Genomic DNA, 17,534 nt, shown 5'->3' with positions numbered 1-17,534 from the left:
CCGGCCGGCACGTAATTCCTGCGGGGGGTTCCCCGCAGGACGGTTCCGCCAGGCTCTCCGGGCCAGCCCCGGAGGGAACCGGCAGACGATCAGGAGATAGACGTGATCCAGCAGGAGTCGCGACTGCGTGTCGCCGACAACACGGGCGCGAAGGAGATCCTTTGCATCCGTGTCCTCGGTGGCTCCGGTCGCCGCTACGCAGGAATCGGTGACGTCATCGTCGCCACCGTCAAGGACGCGATCCCCGGTGGCAACGTGAAGAAGGGCGACGTCGTCAAGGCGGTCGTCGTGCGCACCGTCAAGGAGCGCCGCCGTCCCGACGGTTCGTACATCCGCTTCGACGAGAACGCGGCCGTCATCCTCAAGAACGACGGTGACCCCCGCGGCACCCGTATCTTCGGCCCCGTGGGCCGGGAGCTGCGCGAGAAGAAGTTCATGAAGATCATCTCGCTCGCGCCGGAGGTGCTGTAACCGATGAAGATCAAGAAGGGCGACCTGGTCCAGGTCATCACCGGTAAGGACAAGGGCAAGCAGGGCAAGGTCATCGCGGCCTACCCGGCTGAGGACCGTGTCCTGGTCGAGGGTGTCAACCGGGTCAAGAAGCACACCAAGGCCGGCCAGACCGCGCGTGGTTCGAAGACCGGCGGCATCATCACGACGGAGGCTCCCGTCCACGTCTCCAACGTCCAGCTGGTCGTGGAGAAGGACGGCAAGAAGGTCGTGACCCGCGTCGGCTACCGCTTCGACGACGAGGGCAACAAGATCCGCGTTGCCAAGCGGACGGGTGAGGACATCTGATGACTGCCACCACTTCGCCTCGTCTGAAGGCGCGCTACCGCGAGGAGATCGCGGGCAAGATGCGTGACGAGTTCCAGTACGAGAACGTCATGCAGATCCCCGGTCTCACCAAGATCGTGGTCAACATGGGTGTGGGCGACGCCGCCCGCGACTCCAAGCTGATCGAGGGCGCGATCCGCGACCTCACCACGATCACCGGCCAGAAGCCGGCCGTCACCAAGGCCCGGAAGTCCATCGCGCAGTTCAAGCTGCGCGAGGGTCAGCCCATCGGCGCCCACGTCACCCTCCGCGGTGACCGCATGTGGGAGTTCCTGGACCGTCTGCTGTCGCTCGCGCTCCCGCGCATCCGCGACTTCCGCGGTCTGTCGCCGAAGCAGTTCGACGGCCGAGGCAACTACACCTTCGGTCTCACGGAGCAGGTCATGTTCCACGAGATCGACCAGGACAAGATCGACCGCACCCGGGGTATGGACATCACCGTGGTGACCACGGCGACCAACGACGCTGAGGGCCGCGCGCTCCTCCGTCACCTCGGCTTCCCGTTCAAGGAGGCGTGAGCCGTGGCGAAGAAGGCTCTTATCGCGAAGGCCGCCCGCAAGCCCAAGTTCGGCGTGCGTTCCTACACGCGCTGCCAGCGTTGTGGCCGTCCGCACTCCGTGTACCGCAAGTTCGGCCTGTGCCGCGTGTGCCTTCGTGAGATGGCGCACCGCGGTGAGCTGCCGGGCGTGACCAAGAGCTCCTGGTAACCACCAGGGGCTCTCGGTAAGCAGATGAGTGGCGGGAGCCCAGCCCTGCATACCGTAAGGTAGAAGGGTTGGGCGCCCGCCGCCCATGACCGTCTTACTACGCCGTAGGTCCCCGCGCCGCACCCGTCCCCAGTCTGATGGGGGAGAGGGATGGCGCATATAGGAAACCCCGGCGAGAGAGGCCTAAGGCCATCACATGACCATGACTGACCCGATCGCAGACATGCTGACGCGTCTGCGGAACGCGAACTCCGCGTACCACGACGAGGTCACCATGCCGTTCAGCAAGATCAAGTCGCACATCGCGGAGATCCTCCAGCAGGAGGGTTACATCACCGGCTGGAAGGTCGAGGACGCCGAGGTCGGCAAGAACCTCGTTCTCGAGCTGAAGTTCGGTCCGAACCGCGAGCGCTCGATCGCCGGCATCAAGCGCATCAGCAAGCCCGGTCTGCGGGTCTACGCAAAGTCCACCAACCTGCCGAAGGTGCTCGGCGGCCTGGGCGTGGCGATCATCTCCACCTCCCACGGGCTCCTCACCGACAAGCAGGCAAACAAGAAGGGCGTGGGTGGGGAAGTCCTCGCCTACGTCTGGTAGTCGGGAAACGGAGGTATAGCCATGTCGCGTATTGGACGGCTGCCCATCCCGGTTCCCGCCGGCGTGGACGTCACCATCGATGGCCGGACGGTCTCGGTGAAGGGCCCCAAGGGTTCCCTGACCCACACCGTTGCCGCGCCGATCGAGATCGTCAAGGGCGAGGACGGCACCCTGCAGGTGTCGCGTCCGAACGACGAGCGCCTGAACAAGGCCCTGCACGGCCTGTCGCGCACGCTGGTGGCGAACATGATCACCGGCGTGACCGCGGGCTACGTGAAGAAGCTCGAGATCAGCGGTGTCGGTTACCGCGTCCAGGCGAAGGGCTCCAACCTGGAGTTCGCCCTGGGCTACAGCCACCCGATCGTCGTCGAGGCCCCCGAGGGCATCTCCTTCAAGGTCGAGAGCCCCACCAAGTTCTCGGTCGAGGGCATCGACAAGCAGAAGGTCGGCGAGGTCGCCGCGAACATCCGCAAGCTGCGGAAGCCCGACCCGTACAAGGCCAAGGGTGTCAAGTACGAGGGCGAAGTCATCCGCCGCAAGGTCGGAAAGGCTGGTAAGTAAGCCATGGCATACGGTGTGAAGATCGCCAAGGGCGATGCTTACAAGGGCGCCGCCAAGAAGCGCCGCCACATCCGCGTCCGCAAGCGGATCTCGGGCACCGAGGCGCGTCCGCGCCTGGTCGTGACCCGCTCCAACCGCGGTATCACGGCGCAGGTCATCGACGACCTCAAGGGCCACACCGTGGCCTCGGCGTCGCACCTGGACACCTCCATCCGAGGCGTCGAGGGTGACAAGACCGAGCAGGCCAAGAAGGTCGGCCAGCTGGTCGCCGAGCGCGCCAAGGCGGCCGGTGTCGAGACCGTCGTGTTCGACCGTGGTGGCAACCGGTACGCCGGGCGCATCGCCGCCCTTGCCGACGCCGCCCGCGAAGCCGGGCTCGGTTTCTGAGCCGGTTCCGTAGCTAGCGGAAACAGAGAGAGGTAATCCAATGGCTGGACCCCAGCGCCGCGGTGGCGGTGCCGGTGGCGGCGAGCGGCGGGACCGGAAGGGCCGTGACGGCGGCGCAGCTGCCGCCGAGAAGACCGCGTACGTTGAGCGCGTCGTCGCGATCAACCGCGTCGCCAAGGTTGTGAAGGGTGGTCGTCGCTTCAGCTTCACCGCGCTGGTCGTGGTGGGCGACGGTGACGGCACCGTGGGTGTCGGTTACGGCAAGGCCAAGGAGGTGCCGGCCGCCATCGCCAAGGGTGTTGAGGAGGCCAAGAAGCACTTCTTCAAGGTCCCCCGTATCCAGGGCACCATCCCCCACCCCATCCAGGGCGAGAAGGCCGCGGGCGTCGTCCTGCTCAAGCCTGCTTCCCCCGGTACGGGTGTGATCGCCGGTGGTCCGGTGCGCGCCGTTCTGGAGTGCGCCGGCATCCACGACGTCCTGTCGAAGTCGCTCGGCTCCGACAACGCGATCAACATCGTGCACGCCACGGTGGCCGCTCTCCAGGGGCTGCAGCGCCCCGAGGAGATCGCCGCCCGTCGTGGCCTGCCCCTCGAGGACGTGGCCCCCGCGGCTCTGCTCCGGGCGCGTGCTGGGGTGGGTGCGTAATGGCTCGCCTCAAGGTCACGCAGGTCAAGTCGTACATCGGCAGCAAGCAGAACCACCGTGACACCCTGCGTTCGCTCGGCCTGAAGCGGCTGAACGACGTTGTGGTCAAGGAGGACCGCCCGGAGATCCGCGGCATGGTCCAGACCGTCCGCCACCTCGTCACGGTCGAGGAGGTTGACTGACATGGGCACCGACAACACGTCGAACCCGCTGAAGGTCCACAACCTCCGTCCGGCCCCCGGTGCCAAGACCGCCAAGACCCGTGTGGGTCGTGGTGAGGCGTCCAAGGGCAAGACGGCCGGTCGTGGTACCAAGGGCACGAAGGCCCGCTACCAGGTTCCGGCACGCTTCGAGGGTGGGCAGATGCCCCTCCACATGCGTCTGCCGAAGCTCAAGGGCTTCAAGAACCCGTTCCGCACCGAGTTCCAGGTCGTGAACCTGGACAAGCTGACCGCGCTCTACCCCGAGGGTGGCGAGGTCACGGTGGCCGACCTGGTCGCCAAGGGTGCCGTGCGGAAGAACCAGCTCGTCAAGGTGCTGGGCACCGGCGAGGTCTCCGTGGCGCTGCAGGTGACCGTCGACGCGGTCTCCGGCTCCGCCAAGGAGAAGATCACCGCCGCGGGCGGCTCGGTCACCGAGCTCGTCTGAGAGTGATGCCACATCCAGCCGGGGATGTTCCGCACTTTCGTGCGGGGCATCCCCGGTTGGTCATTCCGGGGACGGACGCTCGCCGGTAAGGTGGGCCGGGCTGGTCTTGCGGAGCCTGTGCGCTGACGCGGGTCAGGCAACCCCCATCGTTTTGCAGTTCGACCATTCGTAGCTTTCAACACCGTCACCTCCCGCCGAAGAAGCGGGGGGCGCAGGAGGCACCGTGCTCACCGCGTTCGCCCGGGCGTTCAGGACGCCCGACCTGCGCAAGAAGCTGCTGTTCACGCTGGGCATCATGGTGCTGTTCCGGCTGGGAGCGCACATTCCGATCCCTGGGGTCGACTACCAGGTGGTCAACTCCTGCATCAAGGCGGTCGGCGGGAACCAGGGCCTCTTCGGCCTGGTGAACCTCTTCAGCGGCGGCGCGCTTCTGCAGCTCACGATCTTCGCGCTCGGCATCATGCCGTACATCACCGCGAGCATCATCCTGCAGCTGCTCACCGTGGTCATCCCGCGCCTGGAAGCCCTCAAGAAGGAGGGCCAGGCCGGCCAGACCAAGATCACGCAGTACACGCGCTACCTCACCGTGGCGCTGGCGATCCTGCAGGGCACCGGCCTGGTGGCCACCGCCCGTTCCGGCAGCCTCTTCCAGCAGTGCCCCGACCGCTTCAACATCGTCCCCGACCAGTCGATCTTCACCACGATCACGATGGTCATCACGATGACCGCGGGTACCGCCCTCATCATGTGGCTGGGCGAGCTCATCACCGACCGCGGCATCGGCAACGGCATGTCGATCCTGATGTTCCTGTCGATCGCGGCCGGCTTCCCCGGCGCCCTCTGGGCGATCAAGAAGTCCGGGAAGATCGCGGACGGCTGGGTCGAGTTCGGCGCGGTCATCCTGGTGGGTCTGGCGATGGTCGCCCTCGTCGTCTTCGTCGAGCAGGCGCAGCGCCGCATCCCCGTGCAGTACGCGAAGCGCATGATCGGCCGTCGTTCGTACGGAGGAACGTCCACCTACATCCCGCTGAAGGTGAACCAGGCGGGTGTGATTCCCGTCATCTTCGCGTCATCGCTCCTGTACATCCCGTCACTGGTCGTCCAGTTCAGTGGATCCACGTCTACCTGGGCAAACTGGGTCAGGGACAACCTGGTCAAGGGTGATCACCCGATCTACATCACCGCGTACTTCCTGCTGATTGTCTTCTTTGCCTTCTTCTACGTGGCCATCTCGTTCAACCCCGAAGAAGTCGCGGACAACATGAAGAAGTATGGTGGGTTCATCCCGGGCATCCGGGCTGGTCGTCCCACCGCGGAGTACCTCAGCTACGTGCTCAACCGCATCACGTGGCCGGGCGCGATGTACCTGGGTCTGATCGCCTTGGTGCCCACCGTGGCGCTGGTGCTGTTCAACGCGAACCAGAACTTCCCGTTCGGCGGGACGAGCATCCTGATCATCGTGGGTGTCGGCCTGGAGACCGTGAAGCAGATCGAGAGCCAGCTTCAGCAGCGTAACTACGAAGGGTTCCTCCGCTGATGCGCATCGTCCTCGTCGGGCCCCCCGGGGCCGGCAAGGGTACGCAGGCTGCGTACCTTGCCAGGAACCTGTCGATCCCGCACATCTCCACGGGCGACCTCTTCCGGGCGAACATCAGCCAGGGCACGGAGCTGGGCCGCAAGGCCCAGGAGTACATGGACGCCGGCCGGCTGGTACCCGACGAGATCACCATCGGCATGGCCAAGGACCGCATGCTGCAGCCGGACGCCGGGAACGGCTTCCTGCTCGACGGCTTCCCGCGGAACGTGGGCCAGGCGCAGGCGCTCGACAAGATCCTCGCCGAGGCCGGGATAGCGCTGGACGCGGTGCTGGACCTCGAGGTTCCCGAGGAGGAGGTCGTCAAGCGGATCGCCGGTCGCCGGCTGTGCCGCAAGAACGGCAGCCACGTCTTCCACGTGGTGTACAACCCGCCGGCCGATGAGAACGTCTGCGACGAGTGCGGCGGCGAGCTTTACCAGCGGTCGGACGACACCGAGGAGAAGGTGCGGGTCCGGCTGGAGGAGTACCACAGCAAGACCGAGCCGATCATCGACTACTACAAGCAGCAGGGCCTGGTGCGCACCATCTCGGCCCTGGGCAAGGTCGCCGAGGTGACCAAGCGGGCGATGGACGCGCTGCACGACAAGAAGGACTCGGGCGACAGCGCCGCCTGAGCACATGCGTGACCGGTACGGCCGCGGTGTCCCCCAGGACCCCGCGGCCGTACCGTTGAGGTATCCGGTGGGACGAAGGAAGGCCAGGACCGATGGTGGAGATCAAGAGCCCCGAGCAGATCGCGAAGATGCGCGCGGCCGGCCTGGTCGTCGCCGCGATCCACGAGGCCACCCGTGAGGCGGCCGTCCCGGGGGCCACCACCAAGGACCTGGACGACGTGGCCCGCAAGGTCCTCGCCGACCACGGGGCCAAGCCGAACTTCCTGGGGTACGGTGGTTTCCCCGCCACCATCTGCACCTCCGTGAACGACGTCGTCGTCCACGGCATCCCGGACACCGCGACCGTCCTGAAGGACGGCGACGTCATCTCGATCGACTGCGGCGCGATCGTCGACGGCTGGCACGGCGACGCCGCGTACACGGCGTTCGTGGGCAGCGGCCACGCTCCGGAACTGGTGGAGCTCAGCCGGGTGACCGAGGAGTCCATGTGGGCCGGCATCGCCGCCTTCCGCAAGGGTGACCGTCTGGTCGACATCTCCCGTGCCATCGAGACGTACATCCGCAGGCAGCCGAAGCCCGGCGGCGGCAAGTACGGGATCATCGAGGAGTACGGCGGCCACGGCATCGGTTCGCAGATGCACATGGACCCCCACCTGCTGAACTACGTGTCCCGCAAGCGCGGCAAGGGCCCCCGCCTGGTGCCCGGCATGTGCCTGGCCATCGAGCCGATGGTCAGCCTCGGCACCCCGCTCACCCACGTCCTCGAGGACGAGTGGACGGTCAAGACCGACGACGGCACCTGGTCCTCGCACTGGGAGCACTCCGTCGCGCTCACCGAGGAGGGCCCGCTGGTCCTGACCGCCCGCGACGGCGGCAAGGCCAAGCTGGCGGAGTACGGGATCACGGCCGCGCCGGACCCGCTCGCCTGAGCGCCCCGCCCGCCGCGCTTACCGATCATCTTTCGCGGGCATACACCCCGGATTCGTCTTTCCAGATCGGCTGACGTAGACTGTCACGTCGGCCCGCGTATGCCTTCAGGCATGCCAAAAGCCGACCAAGGTAGCCGATCCCGAAAGCAGGACATGGCCAAGAAGCAAGGCGCCATCGAAATCGAGGGCACCGTGATCGAGTCTCTGCCGAACGCTATGTTCAAGGTGGAGCTGCAGAACGGTCACAAGGTCCTCGCGCACATCAGTGGCAAGATGCGCATGCACTACATCCGCATCCTTCCCGATGACCGGGTCGTTGTGGAGTTGTCCCCTTACGACCTCACGCGCGGACGGATCGTCTACCGCTACAAGTAGATCTCAAGACCCGGAGAACCTGACATCCCATGAAGGTCAAGCCGAGCGTCAAGAAGATCTGCGACAAGTGCAAGGTGATCCGCCGTCACGGCCGGGTCATGGTCATCTGCGACAACCTGCGCCACAAGCAGCGCCAGGGCTGACGCACGCCGACCTGCACCTCGCAGTTCTTCGCGCGACGCGAAACACATGTACATACGCAGCGCCCGTCCGGCCGGAACGCTCCGGCTGACGGCACCTCCGGCGGGGGCCGGAGACCTGATCCGTACCTGGTACGGCGGTCAGGAACGGCGCTGTGGAAGACCCCCGGACACCAACAGGAGCCATTGAATGGCACGCGTTTCAGGTGTCGACATCCCGCGCGAGAAGCGTGTGGAGGTCGCCCTCACCTACGTCTTCGGCATCGGCCGCACCCTGGCCAAGGAGACCCTCGCCGCCACCGGCGTGAACCCGGACACCCGGGTCCGCGACCTGGACGAAGAGGACCTGGTCAAGATCCGCGAGTACGTGGACGCCAACATCAAGACCGAGGGTGACCTCCGTCGCGAGATCCAGGCGGACATCCGTCGCAAGGTCGAGATCGGCTGCTACCAGGGCCTGCGCCACCGTCGCGGCCTGCCGGTCCACGGCCAGCGGACCCACACCAACGCCCGCACCCGCAAGGGCCCGCGTCGCGCCATCGCCGGCAAGAAGAAGCCGGGCAAGAAGTAGTCCTCAGCGGACGCTCGTCAGCGGTCTTCGCTGTAGGACCGACCACCTCCACCGGGAGTAACCACATATGCCTCCGAAGGGCCGTCAGGCCGGCGCCAAGAAGGTGCGCCGCAAGGAGAAGAAGAACGTCGCTCATGGGCACGCCCACATCAAGAGCACGTTCAACAACACCATCGTTTCGATCACGGACCCGTCCGGCAACGTGATCTCCTGGGCCTCTGCCGGCCACGTCGGCTTCAAGGGCTCGCGCAAGTCGACCCCGTTCGCCGCGCAGATGGCCGCCGAGTCGGCCGCGCGCCGCGCGCAGGAGCACGGCATGCGCAAGGTCGATGTGTTCGTCAAGGGCCCCGGCTCCGGCCGTGAGACCGCGATCCGCTCCCTCCAGGCCACCGGCCTCGAGGTCGGCTCGATCCAGGACGTCACTCCGACCCCGCACAACGGATGCCGCCCGCCGAAGCGCCGGCGCGTCTGATCAGCAATCCGCTGAGCAGGTAGGAGACAAACAGGAATGGCGCGTTACACCGGGGCCGACTGCAAGCGTTGCCGTCGGGAGAAGCAGAAGCTCTTCCTCAAGGGGAGCAAGTGCGAGAGCGCGAAGTGCCCGATCGAGATCCGTCCTTACCCCCCGGGTGAGCACGGACGCGGGCGCACCAAGGACAGCGAGTACCTGTTGCAGATGCGCGAGAAGCAGAAGTGCGCGCGCATCTACGGTGTCCTTGAGAAGCAGTTCCGCGGGTACTACGTGGAGGCGAACCGCAGGTCCGGCAAGACCGGTGAGAACCTGCTCCGCATCCTCGAGTCCCGGCTGGACAACGTGGTCTACCGGGCGGGCTTCGCCAAGTCGCGTGATCATGCGCGGCAGCTGGTCCGTCACGGCCACTTCCTCGTGAACGGCGTCAAGACCGACATCCCGTCGGCCCGTGTCGTCGCGAACGACATCGTCGAGGTCCGCGAGTCCTCCCGTAACCTGACGCCCTTCGTGGTGGCCCAGGGGGAGGCCGGCGAGAGGACCGTCCCGGCCTGGCTGGAGGCGATCCCCTCGCGTCTGCGGATCCTCGTGCACAACCTGCCCGAGCGCCCGGTCATCGACACCCAGGTGCAGGAGCAGTTGATCGTCGAGCTCTACTCGAAGTAGCAGCGCTCACGGTCCCGGGCGGTGCGGTGCTCCTGGCGCCGCGCCGCCCGTACCCTTGAAGCCTCGGCATCAAATAGTGGGTGCCGAAGACTGGAGGCATCACCCCATGCTGATCGCTCAGCGCCCTTCGTTGGCCGAAGAGGTCGTCGACGAGTTCCGTTCCCGGTTCGTGATCGAGCCGCTGGAGCCGGGCTTCGGCTACACCCTCGGCAACTCGCTCCGCCGTACGCTCCTCTCCTCGATCCCGGGTGCCGCCGTCACCTCGATCCGGGTCGACGGCGTCCTGCACGAGTTCACCACCGTGCCGGGTGTCAAGGAGGACGTCACCGACCTCATCCTCAACATCAAGCAGCTCGTCGTCTCCTCGGAGCACGACGAGCCCGTCGTGATGTACCTGCGCAAGCAGGGCCCGGGTGTGGTCACCGCCGCCGACATCGCGCCCCCGGCCGGTGTCGAGGTGCACAACCCCGACCTCGTCCTGGCCAGCCTGAACGGCAAGGGCAAGCTGGAGATGGAGCTGACCGTCGAGCGCGGTCGCGGCTACGTCTCGGCCGTCCAGAACAAGCAGCAGGGCCAGGAGATCGGCCGCATCCCGGTCGACTCCATCTACAGCCCGGTGCTCAAGGTCACCTACAAGGTCGAGGCGACCCGTGTCGAGCAGCGCACCGACTTCGACAAGCTGATCGTCGACGTCGAGACCAAGCAGGCCATGCGTCCGCGCGATGCGATGGCCTCGGCCGGCAAGACCCTGGTCGAGCTGTTCGGGCTCGCCCGCGAGCTCAACGTCGACGCCGAGGGCATCGACATGGGCCCGTCCCCCACGGACGCCGCCCTGGCGGCGGACCTCGCGCTCCCGATCGAGGAGCTCGAGCTCACCGTCCGTTCCTACAACTGCCTCAAGCGTGAGGGCATCCACTCCGTGGGTGAGCTCGTGGCACGCTCCGAGGCCGACCTGCTCGACATCCGCAACTTCGGTGCGAAGTCGATCGACGAGGTCAAGGCGAAGCTGGCCGGCATGGGCCTGGCCCTGAAGGACAGCCCGCCCGGATTCGACCCGACCTCCGCCGCCGACACCTTCGGTGCGGACGACGACGTCGACGCCGGTTTCGTGGAGACCGAGCAGTACTGATCTGACTGCCCCCAGGCGTCCGCCTGGGGGGCCTGACACCGGTACCTGACACGGCCGGTGCAGAGATTGAGGAGAAACACCATGCCGAAGCCCGCCAAGGGTGCCCGTCTGGGCGGCAGCGCCGCGCACGAGCGTCTGCTTCTCGCGAACCTCGCGAAGTCGCTGTTCGAGCACGGTCGCATCACCACCACCGAGGCCAAGGCGCGCCGTCTGCGTCCGGTCGCGGAGCGCCTGATCACCAAGGCGAAGAAGGGCGACATCCACAACCGTCGCCTGGTACTGCAGACGATCACGGACAAGGGCATCGTCCACACGCTCTTCACCGAGATCGCCCCGCGGTACGAGAACCGCCCGGGTGGTTACACCCGCATCACCAAGATCGGTAACCGCCGCGGCGACAACGCGCCGATGGCCGTCATCGAGCTGGTGGAGGCGCTGACCGTGGCCCAGCAGGCCACGGGTGAGGCGGAGGCCGCGACCAAGCGCGCGGTCAAGGAGGCCGAGGCCAAGACCGAGGCTCCGGCCGAGGTCGAGGACAAGGCCGAGGCCACCGAGGCTCCGGCCGAGGAGTCCAAGGACGCCTGACGTCCTGACCGGACGGGCCCGCACCCAGATCTCTGGGGGCGGGCCCGTCCGCGTGTTTGAGAGGATCTGCGGGTGAGTGTGGCGAGCGATGAGGTGGAGCCCGGGTACGTCCGGGTGCGGCTGGACCTGGCGTACGACGGGGCCGAGTTCTCCGGCTGGGCGAAGCAGCGAAACCGGCGGACCGTGCAGGGGGAGCTGGAGTCGGCCCTGCGGACGGTGCTGCGGCTGCCCGAGCCGGTCGAGCTGACCGTCGCCGGGCGTACGGACGCGGGTGTGCACGCCCGCGGGCAGGTCGCGCACGTCGACCTGCCGGTGGACGTCTGGGCGGCGGAGGGCGGCAAGCTGCTGCGCCGGCTGGCGGGACGGCTGCCCTGGGACGTACGGGTGTGGAAGGTCTCGCAGGCCCCGGCCGGCTTCAACGCGCGCTTCTCCGCGATCTGGCGCCGCTACGCCTACCGGGTCGGCGACCACCAGGGCGGGGTCGACCCCCTGCTGCGGGGGCACGTGCTGTGGCACGACCGGCCGGTGGACGTCGACCTGATGAACGAGGCGGCGCGCAAGCTCCTCGGCGAGCACGACTTCGCGGCCTACTGCAAGAAGCGGGAGGGCGCGACGACCATCCGCACCCTCCTGGAGCTGCACTGGGAGCGGGACGCCTCCGGGCTGGCGGTGGCGACCGTACGGGCGGACGCCTTCTGCCACAACATGGTGCGCGCCCTGGTCGGGTCGATGCTGCTGGTCGGCGACGGCCACCGGCCGGCCGGTTTCCCCGGGGAGGTGCTGGCGGGACGGGTCCGGCACTCGGCGGTCAACGTGGTGCGGCCGCACGGGCTGACCCTGGAGGAGGTCGGCTACCCGGCGGACGAGCTGCTGGCCGCGCGCAGCCGCGAGGCCCGCAACATGCGTACCCTGCCGCTGCCGCGCGCCTGAGGGGCGGCGCCGCGGCGCACCGGGCCGCCGCCGGCCCGTGCGTTCATCTGCGGCGCCGCAGTGCCGTGACCACCTGGGTGAGGACGTAGCCCGAGCCCAGGGACGTCAGCACCAGCGGGACGGGGCGGAGGCGGTCGTGGAAGGCGCCCCACCAGGAGAAGCAGGCGGCCGGGACGAGCAGCAGCAGGTAGAGCGCGCGCATCGCCCACCAGCGGGCGGGGAGGCGCACCGGCGTGCCCCGCGGGGGGAGCGGCATCGCGCCCGTCTCCGTGGTGAGGGTGTCCCTGACCCCGGAGAGGAAACCGCGCGGGGCGAGCACCCGGGCGCCGGGCACCCCGTCGAGCGCGGCCGGACGCTCCCCGAAGCCCTCCGGCAGCACCGGCAGGCCCAGTGCCGCCACCGTGTCCGCGAGCCGCCGCCCCGGGGCGTCCATGCCGCGCAGCAGCGCCGTGAGGGGCCGTGCGTCGTGGACGCCGTAGGCCGCGGCGAAGGCGGCGGCCGTGGCGCCGGCGGCGTCCAGCGAGGGTACGGGCGCCCCCGGTGCCCACTCGTGCGCGGCGACCTTCCTGCCCCTGGCGTACAGCGTGATCCCGTACCGGTCGCCCGAGCGCTGCAGGACGACCGCGGGCCACTTCTCGCCCGCCGTGAACAGGTCGACCGCGCCCGCCAGACTGCCTTCCCCGGTCAGCTCGACATGGGTGAAGTCCGCCCCCGCCGGGGCCAGCCGCAGCCCGGTCCGGCACAGCAGCGCCGCTTGCGCGACGGCGGTGAGCGGTGCGGAGGCCACCGCCAGGGCGCGCGGCGCCCAGTCGGGGGCGTCGGCCGGTACGGGGACCGCGGGCGGGGTGCCGAAGAACGGCGTGCGGGTGGCGACCTGCATCCGCACCCCGGTGCGGAAGTCCAGGAACTCCTGGCGGGGGTCCGCGCCCAGGTGGGCCCAGGGGAAGCTGGTGGCGTGCACGCCGATGTCGCGGAAGACGCGCAGCGCCTCCTCCCAGCGGCCCGCGCGCATCAGCATCAGCGCCAGGTGGTTGCGGAACCCCGCAGCCTCCGGGTCGCCGGGGTCGTACCAGCCGGACAGCTCCAGGGCGCGGTCCACGGCGGCGGCGATGCGGGCGGGCTCGACGGCGTCCGCGCCGGACGCGTCGTCGGCGGCGGGTCCGCCCGCGACGATCTCGTACTCGACGGCCGCGAGCAGCGGCAATGAGTTGATCTTCGAGCCGGGCAGCGCCTCCTCGGCGGCCTGCTCGGCGAAGTCGAACATCTCGCGGTGGGTCCCGTACCACTTGGCGCACAGGTACTGCAGGGCGGAGGCGTGACAGCCGTAGTGGTGCGGGGCGCGCTCGACGGCCTCGGTCCAGTACGCGTCGAAGATCTCCCGCGAGGACTGCATGCCCCGCGCGTGGGTGAGCGCGACGCGCCACGGCACGGGGTCGGCTGGGTTGAGCTCGGCGGCGGCGCCGATCACCGGCACCGCGTCCTTGAGCAGCGCGAAGAAGGCCTTGAACTGCTCCGGCGAGACCTCGGAGGCACGGGCGCCGCTGCGTATCTCCCAGGCCTGGAGGACGCACAGGTCGGCCTTGACCAGCGCCGCGTCCGGGTCCTCGGGCGCGGCGGCGAGCCAGGCGTCCAGCCACCCGGGGTTGTGGAGCGCGAACTGCGCCAGCTCGCAGACGTAGGTGTCGCGCAGTTCCCACTGGCAGCCCAGCCGGGTCGCGGACAGCAGCTCCCGGGCGGGCCCGTGGTCGCCGGTCCCCGCCGCGGCGAGCGCGCCGCGCAGCGGGACGCCGGGGACGTCCAGGACGACGGCCTCGTCCGGTGGCAGGCCGGCCCCGACGGCGGCGCCGTGGCGGAGCATGCGGGGCAGGGTCAGCAGCGTGCGCAGGGAGGGCATGGGCGGGGTCAGCAGGCCGGCGAGCCGGCCTCGGCGGGGCAGCGGCCGGAGCCGCCGGAGCCGACCCGTCCGAGGACCACGTGGCGCCGCTCCCGGGGGACGCCCGGGACGCCCTGCCGTCCCGGCGGTGCGGTCCATCCCTCGTCCGGGTGGTACGGCTGCAGCGGCCCGTCAGTCATGGCGCGGATTCTATAGAGGAGAAAACCAGTTTGGCGGCGGGCGACCGTGCTACGAGAATCCACGGCATGGGACATGTGGACGTTGCGCATCTGGAGTACTACCTGCCGGACGGCCGGGTGTTGCTGGGCGACGTCTCGTTCCGGGTGGGCGAGGGCGCCGCGGTGGCCCTCGTCGGGGCGAACGGCGCCGGCAAGACGACCCTCCTGCGGCTGATCTCCGGTGAGTTGAAGCCGCACGGCGGCACGGTCACGGTGAGCGGCGGGCTGGGGGTCATGCCGCAGTTCGTCGGCTCGGTGCGGGACGACCGCACCGTGCGGGACCTGCTGGTGTCCGTGGCGACGCCGCGGATCCGCGAGGCAGCCGCCGCGGTCGACGCCGCCGAGCTGGAGATCATGGCGCAGGACGACGAGGCCGCCCAGCTGGCCTACGCGCAGGCGCTCAGCGACTGGGCCGAGGCCCGCGGCTACGAGGCCGAGACGGTCTGGGACATGTGCACCACGGCCGCGCTGGGGGTTCCGTACGAGCGGGCCCAGTGGCGCGAGGTGCGGACGCTGTCGGGCGGCGAGCAGAAGCGGCTGGTGCTGGAGGCGCTGCTGCGCGGCACCGACGAGGTGCTGCTGCTGGACGAGCCGGACAACTACCTCGACGTCCCCGGGAAGCGCTGGCTGGAGGAGCAGCTGCAGCAGACCAGGAAGACGGTGCTGTTCGTCTCCCACGACCGGGAGCTGCTGGCCCGCTCCGCCGAGAAGATCGTCAGCGTGGAGCCGGGACCGGCCGGCTCGGACGTGTGGGTGCACGGCAGCGGCTTCGCCACGTACCACGAGGCGCGGCGCGAACGCTTCGCCCGCTTCGAGGAGCTGCGACGGCGCTGGGAGGAGGAGCATGCCCGGTTGAAGAAGCTCGTGCTGACCCTCCGTCAGCAGGCGGCGATCAGCCCCGACATGGCCTCCCGCTACCGGGCCGCGCAGACCCGGCTGCGGAAGTTCGAGGAGGCGGGGCCGCCGCAGGAGCCGCCGCGCGAGCAGGACATCCGCATGCGGCTGTCCGGCGGGCGCACCGGCATGCGCGCCGTCACCTGCGGGCGGCTGGAGCTGACCGGGCTGATGAAGCCGTTCGACCTGGAGGTCTTCTACGGGGAGCGGGTGGCCGTCCTCGGTTCGAACGGCTCGGGCAAGTCGCACTTCCTGCGGCTGCTGGCCGGCGACCCCGGCGTGCGGCACACGGGGGAGTGGAAGCTGGGTGCGCGGGTCGTGCCGGGGCACTTCGCGCAGACGCACGCGCACCCGGAGCTCGCGGGGCGCACCCTCGTCGACATCCTGTGGACCGAGCACGCGCGCGACCGCGGCAAGGCGATGTCCGCCCTGCGGCGCTACGAGCTCGACCGGCAGGGCGACCAGCGCTTCGACCAGCTGTCGGGCGGGCAGCAGGCGCGCTTCCAGATCCTGCTGCTGGAGCTGGCCGGGGCGACGGCACTGCTGCTGGACGAGCCGACCGACAACCTGGACCTGGAGTCGGCGGAGGCGCTGCAGGAGGGGCTGGAGGCGTTCGACGGGACCGTGCTCGCGGTGACGCACGACCGCTGGTTCGCCCGCAGCTTCGACCGGTACCTGGTCTTCGGTGCGGACGGGGTCGTCCGGGAGGCGCCGGAGCCGGTGTGGGACGAGACACGGGTCGCGCGGGAGCGGTGACCGGGGCCTCGGGGCCGGGGGCCCGGGGCCGGCGCCCCCGAGGCGGGCGGGCGGGGGCGGCCGGTGCGGGCACGCCCCCGCACCGGCTGTTTTGACCCGAACGGGCAGCCGCGGGTATTCTGCAGGTTCGTTATGCGTATTGGCTTGCTCGTTCTCACGTGAGAGGCCGCTACGCCGGTCCACCGGGCCGATGACCAGCGTTCACCTCGCGGTATGCGTCGCCGCAGGGTGACAGGGCTGTCGTGATCGTCCGGGTGGCCTTGTCAGTACCCACTCACTGAAGAAGCGAAGGCTACGACCGTGCGTACGTTCAGCCCCAAGCCCGGCGATGTCCAGCGCCAGTGGCACGTCATTGACGCGCAGGACGTCGTCCTGGGCCGTCTGGCGTCCCAGACCGCGTCCCTCCTGAGGGGCAAGCACAAGCCGATTTATGCGCCCCACGTCGACACCGGTGACTTCGTCATCATCATCAACGCCGACAAGGTGCACCTCTCCGGTAACAAGAAGCAGCAGAAGCTGGCCTACCGCCACTCGGGCTTCCCGGGCGGTCTGCGTTCCGTCCGCTACGACGAGCTGCTCGACAAGAACCCCGAGAAGGCCATCGAGAAGGCCGTCAAGGGCATGCTGCCCAAGAACAGCCTGGGCCGCCAGATGCTCTCCAAGCTGAAGGTGTACGCGGGTGCCGAGCACCCGCACGGTGCCCAGCAGCCGGTTCCGTTCGAGATCAGCCAGGTCGCGCAGGGCTAGTCCCGGCCACCACCGATACACAGAAAGCATCTGAGGAGCATCGTGGCCGAGACCACCCCTGAGACCCCTCTCGTCGAGGACGGCGAGATCGTGGAGACCATCGAGATCCCGGAGGAGTACACCTCCGAGTCCCTCGCCTCCCGCTTCGGCGAGCCCCAGCCGGCCGCCGGCACGGGCCGCCGCAAGGAGTCCGTCGCCCGCGTCCGGATCATCCCGGGCTCCGGCAAGTGGACGATCAACGGTCGCACCCTTGAGGAGTACTTCCCCAACAAGGTGCACCAGCAGGAAGTCAACGAGCCGTTCAAGATCCTTGAGCTCGACGGCCGTTACGACGTCATCGCGCGCATCAACGGCGGCGGCATCTCCGGCCAGGCCGGTGCGCTGCGCCTGGGCGTCGCCCGTGCGCTGAACGAGGCGGACGTCGACAACAACCGCGGCCCGCTCAAGAAGGCCGGCTTCCTGACCCGTGACGCTCGCGAGATCGAGCGCAAGAAGGCCGGTCTGAAGAAGGCCCGCAAGGCGCCGCAGTACAGCAAGCGCTAAGCATCACGCGCGCGCTGCACTGCACGTACGCCCCGGAGGCACTTTGTGCGTCTCCGGGGCGTACGCATTCCGGGGGGTATAGACGTATAACCGGAT

General features: G+C 68.8%; 26 protein-coding genes. 24 read left to right on the top strand and 2 right to left on the bottom strand.

The features are described from left to right. Positions 1-102: 102 nt before the first annotated feature. The 21 genes from rplN (at position 103) to truA (ending at position 12,386) form a co-directional block, all read left to right on the top strand. Entirely contained in the window at positions 103-471 is a 369-nt protein-coding gene (gene rplN / locus PV410_RS26570) for a 50S ribosomal protein L14 (protein WP_055718836.1), read from the top strand. A gap of 3 nt (positions 472-474) precedes the next feature. Next, entirely contained in the window at positions 475-798 is a 324-nt protein-coding gene (rplX, locus tag PV410_RS26565) for a 50S ribosomal protein L24 (RefSeq protein ID WP_431944472.1), read from the top strand. Next, positions 798-1,355 carry a 50S ribosomal protein L5 gene (gene rplE / locus PV410_RS26560; RefSeq protein WP_018558880.1) on the top strand — a complete coding sequence of 186 codons (558 nt, stop codon included), beginning with the start codon at positions 798-800 and terminating at the stop codon, positions 1,353-1,355. Before rplX ends, rplE begins: the two co-directional genes overlap by 1 nt. 3 nt (positions 1,356-1,358) lie before the next feature. Next, positions 1,359-1,544 carry a type Z 30S ribosomal protein S14 gene (locus PV410_RS26555; protein WP_059127180.1) on the top strand — a complete coding sequence of 62 codons (186 nt, stop codon included), beginning with the start codon at positions 1,359-1,361 and terminating at the stop codon, positions 1,542-1,544. Between the two features lie 196 nt (positions 1,545-1,740). Further along, a complete protein-coding gene (gene rpsH, locus PV410_RS26550; RefSeq protein ID WP_326572868.1) occupies positions 1,741-2,139 on the top strand; it encodes a 30S ribosomal protein S8 in 399 nt (132 codons plus the stop codon). A gap of 21 nt (positions 2,140-2,160) precedes the next feature. Beyond that, positions 2,161-2,700 (top strand): 50S ribosomal protein L6, encoded by a 540-nt coding sequence (gene rplF / locus PV410_RS26545; RefSeq protein ID WP_500328147.1) that lies wholly within the window; start codon positions 2,161-2,163, stop codon positions 2,698-2,700. Positions 2,701-2,703: 3 nt separating this feature from the next. Further along, the gene (gene rplR, locus PV410_RS26540) at positions 2,704-3,087 is read left to right on the top strand and encodes a 50S ribosomal protein L18 (RefSeq protein ID WP_499513428.1); all 384 of its coding nucleotides are present in this window, start codon (positions 2,704-2,706) and stop codon (positions 3,085-3,087) included. A gap of 40 nt (positions 3,088-3,127) precedes the next feature. Then, positions 3,128-3,733: a 30S ribosomal protein S5 gene (gene rpsE, locus PV410_RS26535; RefSeq protein ID WP_319658494.1), complete on the top strand. Its 606-nt coding sequence runs from the start codon at positions 3,128-3,130 to the stop codon at positions 3,731-3,733. After that, complete coding sequence (gene rpmD, locus PV410_RS26530; protein WP_087927574.1) at positions 3,733-3,915, top strand: 50S ribosomal protein L30; 183 nt, start codon at positions 3,733-3,735, stop codon at positions 3,913-3,915. The genes rpsE and rpmD overlap by 1 nt, the downstream gene beginning before the upstream one ends. 1 nt (position 3,916) lies before the next feature. Further along, positions 3,917-4,381, top strand: a complete 465-nt coding sequence (gene rplO, locus PV410_RS26525) for a 50S ribosomal protein L15 (RefSeq protein ID WP_384295517.1) — start codon at positions 3,917-3,919, stop codon at positions 4,379-4,381. 223 nt (positions 4,382-4,604) lie between these two features. After that, positions 4,605-5,918 (top strand): preprotein translocase subunit SecY, encoded by a 1,314-nt coding sequence (gene secY / locus PV410_RS26520; RefSeq protein ID WP_500328144.1) that lies wholly within the window; start codon positions 4,605-4,607, stop codon positions 5,916-5,918. Further along, complete coding sequence (locus PV410_RS26515; RefSeq protein ID WP_500328143.1) at positions 5,918-6,592, top strand: adenylate kinase; 675 nt, start codon at positions 5,918-5,920, stop codon at positions 6,590-6,592. Before secY ends, PV410_RS26515 begins: the two co-directional genes overlap by 1 nt. Before the next feature lie 92 nt (positions 6,593-6,684). After that, complete coding sequence (map, locus tag PV410_RS26510; RefSeq protein WP_499513432.1) at positions 6,685-7,521, top strand: type I methionyl aminopeptidase; 837 nt, start codon at positions 6,685-6,687, stop codon at positions 7,519-7,521. 153 nt (positions 7,522-7,674) lie between these two features. Continuing rightward, positions 7,675-7,896 (top strand): translation initiation factor IF-1, encoded by a 222-nt coding sequence (infA, locus tag PV410_RS26505; RefSeq protein WP_003956442.1) that lies wholly within the window; start codon positions 7,675-7,677, stop codon positions 7,894-7,896. A 29-nt stretch (positions 7,897-7,925) separates the two neighbouring features. Then, complete coding sequence (rpmJ, locus tag PV410_RS26500) at positions 7,926-8,039, top strand: 50S ribosomal protein L36 (protein ID WP_003956441.1); 114 nt, start codon at positions 7,926-7,928, stop codon at positions 8,037-8,039. A gap of 187 nt (positions 8,040-8,226) precedes the next feature. Beyond that, positions 8,227-8,607 carry a 30S ribosomal protein S13 gene (gene rpsM / locus PV410_RS26495; RefSeq protein ID WP_499513433.1) on the top strand — a complete coding sequence of 127 codons (381 nt, stop codon included), beginning with the start codon at positions 8,227-8,229 and terminating at the stop codon, positions 8,605-8,607. A gap of 67 nt (positions 8,608-8,674) precedes the next feature. Continuing rightward, positions 8,675-9,079: a 30S ribosomal protein S11 gene (gene rpsK, locus PV410_RS26490; RefSeq protein ID WP_018558890.1), complete on the top strand. Its 405-nt coding sequence runs from the start codon at positions 8,675-8,677 to the stop codon at positions 9,077-9,079. A 36-nt stretch (positions 9,080-9,115) separates the two neighbouring features. Then, on the top strand, positions 9,116-9,742 hold the full coding sequence (rpsD, locus tag PV410_RS26485) for a 30S ribosomal protein S4 (RefSeq protein ID WP_500328141.1): 627 nt from the start codon (positions 9,116-9,118) through the stop codon (positions 9,740-9,742). A 106-nt stretch (positions 9,743-9,848) separates the two neighbouring features. After that, the gene (locus PV410_RS26480; protein WP_499513435.1) at positions 9,849-10,871 is read left to right on the top strand and encodes a DNA-directed RNA polymerase subunit alpha; all 1,023 of its coding nucleotides are present in this window, start codon (positions 9,849-9,851) and stop codon (positions 10,869-10,871) included. Positions 10,872-10,952: 81 nt separating this feature from the next. Further along, on the top strand, positions 10,953-11,456 hold the full coding sequence (gene rplQ, locus PV410_RS26475) for a bL17 family ribosomal protein (protein ID WP_499513436.1): 504 nt from the start codon (positions 10,953-10,955) through the stop codon (positions 11,454-11,456). 72 nt (positions 11,457-11,528) lie between these two features. Then, on the top strand, positions 11,529-12,386 hold the full coding sequence (truA, locus tag PV410_RS26470) for a tRNA pseudouridine(38-40) synthase TruA (protein ID WP_500328139.1): 858 nt from the start codon (positions 11,529-11,531) through the stop codon (positions 12,384-12,386). Positions 12,387-12,429: 43 nt separating this feature from the next. Here truA and PV410_RS26465 read toward each other — a convergent pair whose 3' ends face one another. Both PV410_RS26465 and PV410_RS26460 read right to left on the bottom strand, forming a co-directional pair. Next, positions 12,430-14,280, bottom strand: a complete 1,851-nt coding sequence (locus tag PV410_RS26465) for a hypothetical protein (RefSeq protein ID WP_500328138.1) — start codon at positions 14,278-14,280, stop codon at positions 12,430-12,432. 8 nt (positions 14,281-14,288) lie between these two features. After that, on the bottom strand, positions 14,289-14,459 hold the full coding sequence (locus PV410_RS26460) for a hypothetical protein (protein WP_500328136.1): 171 nt from the start codon (positions 14,457-14,459) through the stop codon (positions 14,289-14,291). 66 nt (positions 14,460-14,525) lie between these two features. On the opposite strand from PV410_RS26460, the gene PV410_RS26455 reads away from it, so the two are divergent. The 3 genes from PV410_RS26455 to rpsI all read left to right on the top strand — a co-directional run bounded on the left by PV410_RS26455 (position 14,526) and on the right by rpsI (position 17,438). Then, on the top strand, positions 14,526-16,148 hold the full coding sequence (locus PV410_RS26455; protein WP_500328135.1) for an ATP-binding cassette domain-containing protein: 1,623 nt from the start codon (positions 14,526-14,528) through the stop codon (positions 16,146-16,148). A 300-nt stretch (positions 16,149-16,448) separates the two neighbouring features. Continuing rightward, positions 16,449-16,895 carry a 50S ribosomal protein L13 gene (rplM, locus tag PV410_RS26450; protein ID WP_089229083.1) on the top strand — a complete coding sequence of 149 codons (447 nt, stop codon included), beginning with the start codon at positions 16,449-16,451 and terminating at the stop codon, positions 16,893-16,895. Positions 16,896-16,937: 42 nt separating this feature from the next. Beyond that, positions 16,938-17,438 carry a 30S ribosomal protein S9 gene (gene rpsI, locus PV410_RS26445; protein ID WP_319140461.1) on the top strand — a complete coding sequence of 167 codons (501 nt, stop codon included), beginning with the start codon at positions 16,938-16,940 and terminating at the stop codon, positions 17,436-17,438. The last annotated feature ends 96 nt before the right edge of the window (positions 17,439-17,534 follow it).

The sequence above is a fragment of the Streptomyces sp. PA03-5A genome (assembly GCF_033792725.1).
GTDB lineage: Bacteria > Actinomycetota > Actinomycetes > Streptomycetales > Streptomycetaceae > Actinacidiphila.
Note: the sequence above shows the minus strand (reverse complement) of the source record. Positions and strands in the feature narration are given on the sequence as shown.

Coding starts and splice junctions, on each gene's coding strand:
- rplX (WP_431944472.1), top strand. CDS start 475: ATGAAGATCAAGAAGGGCGACCTGGTCCAGGTCATCACCGGTAAGGAC.
- rplE (WP_018558880.1), top strand. CDS start 798: ATGACTGCCACCACTTCGCCTCGTCTGAAGGCGCGCTACCGCGAGGAG.
- rpsH (WP_326572868.1), top strand. CDS start 1,741: ATGACCATGACTGACCCGATCGCAGACATGCTGACGCGTCTGCGGAAC.
- rplF (WP_500328147.1), top strand. CDS start 2,161: ATGTCGCGTATTGGACGGCTGCCCATCCCGGTTCCCGCCGGCGTGGAC.
- rplR (WP_499513428.1), top strand. CDS start 2,704: ATGGCATACGGTGTGAAGATCGCCAAGGGCGATGCTTACAAGGGCGCC.
- rpsE (WP_319658494.1), top strand. CDS start 3,128: ATGGCTGGACCCCAGCGCCGCGGTGGCGGTGCCGGTGGCGGCGAGCGG.
- rpmD (WP_087927574.1), top strand. CDS start 3,733: ATGGCTCGCCTCAAGGTCACGCAGGTCAAGTCGTACATCGGCAGCAAG.
- rplO (WP_384295517.1), top strand. CDS start 3,917: ATGGGCACCGACAACACGTCGAACCCGCTGAAGGTCCACAACCTCCGT.
- PV410_RS26515 (WP_500328143.1), top strand. CDS start 5,918: ATGCGCATCGTCCTCGTCGGGCCCCCCGGGGCCGGCAAGGGTACGCAG.
- map (WP_499513432.1), top strand. CDS start 6,685: ATGGTGGAGATCAAGAGCCCCGAGCAGATCGCGAAGATGCGCGCGGCC.
- infA (WP_003956442.1), top strand. CDS start 7,675: ATGGCCAAGAAGCAAGGCGCCATCGAAATCGAGGGCACCGTGATCGAG.
- rpmJ (WP_003956441.1), top strand. CDS start 7,926: ATGAAGGTCAAGCCGAGCGTCAAGAAGATCTGCGACAAGTGCAAGGTG.
- rpsM (WP_499513433.1), top strand. CDS start 8,227: ATGGCACGCGTTTCAGGTGTCGACATCCCGCGCGAGAAGCGTGTGGAG.
- rpsK (WP_018558890.1), top strand. CDS start 8,675: ATGCCTCCGAAGGGCCGTCAGGCCGGCGCCAAGAAGGTGCGCCGCAAG.
- rpsD (WP_500328141.1), top strand. CDS start 9,116: ATGGCGCGTTACACCGGGGCCGACTGCAAGCGTTGCCGTCGGGAGAAG.
- PV410_RS26480 (WP_499513435.1), top strand. CDS start 9,849: ATGCTGATCGCTCAGCGCCCTTCGTTGGCCGAAGAGGTCGTCGACGAG.
- rplQ (WP_499513436.1), top strand. CDS start 10,953: ATGCCGAAGCCCGCCAAGGGTGCCCGTCTGGGCGGCAGCGCCGCGCAC.
- PV410_RS26465 (WP_500328138.1), bottom strand. CDS start 14,280: ATGCCCTCCCTGCGCACGCTGCTGACCCTGCCCCGCATGCTCCGCCAC.
- PV410_RS26460 (WP_500328136.1), bottom strand. CDS start 14,459: ATGACTGACGGGCCGCTGCAGCCGTACCACCCGGACGAGGGATGGACC.
- PV410_RS26455 (WP_500328135.1), top strand. CDS start 14,526: ATGGGACATGTGGACGTTGCGCATCTGGAGTACTACCTGCCGGACGGC.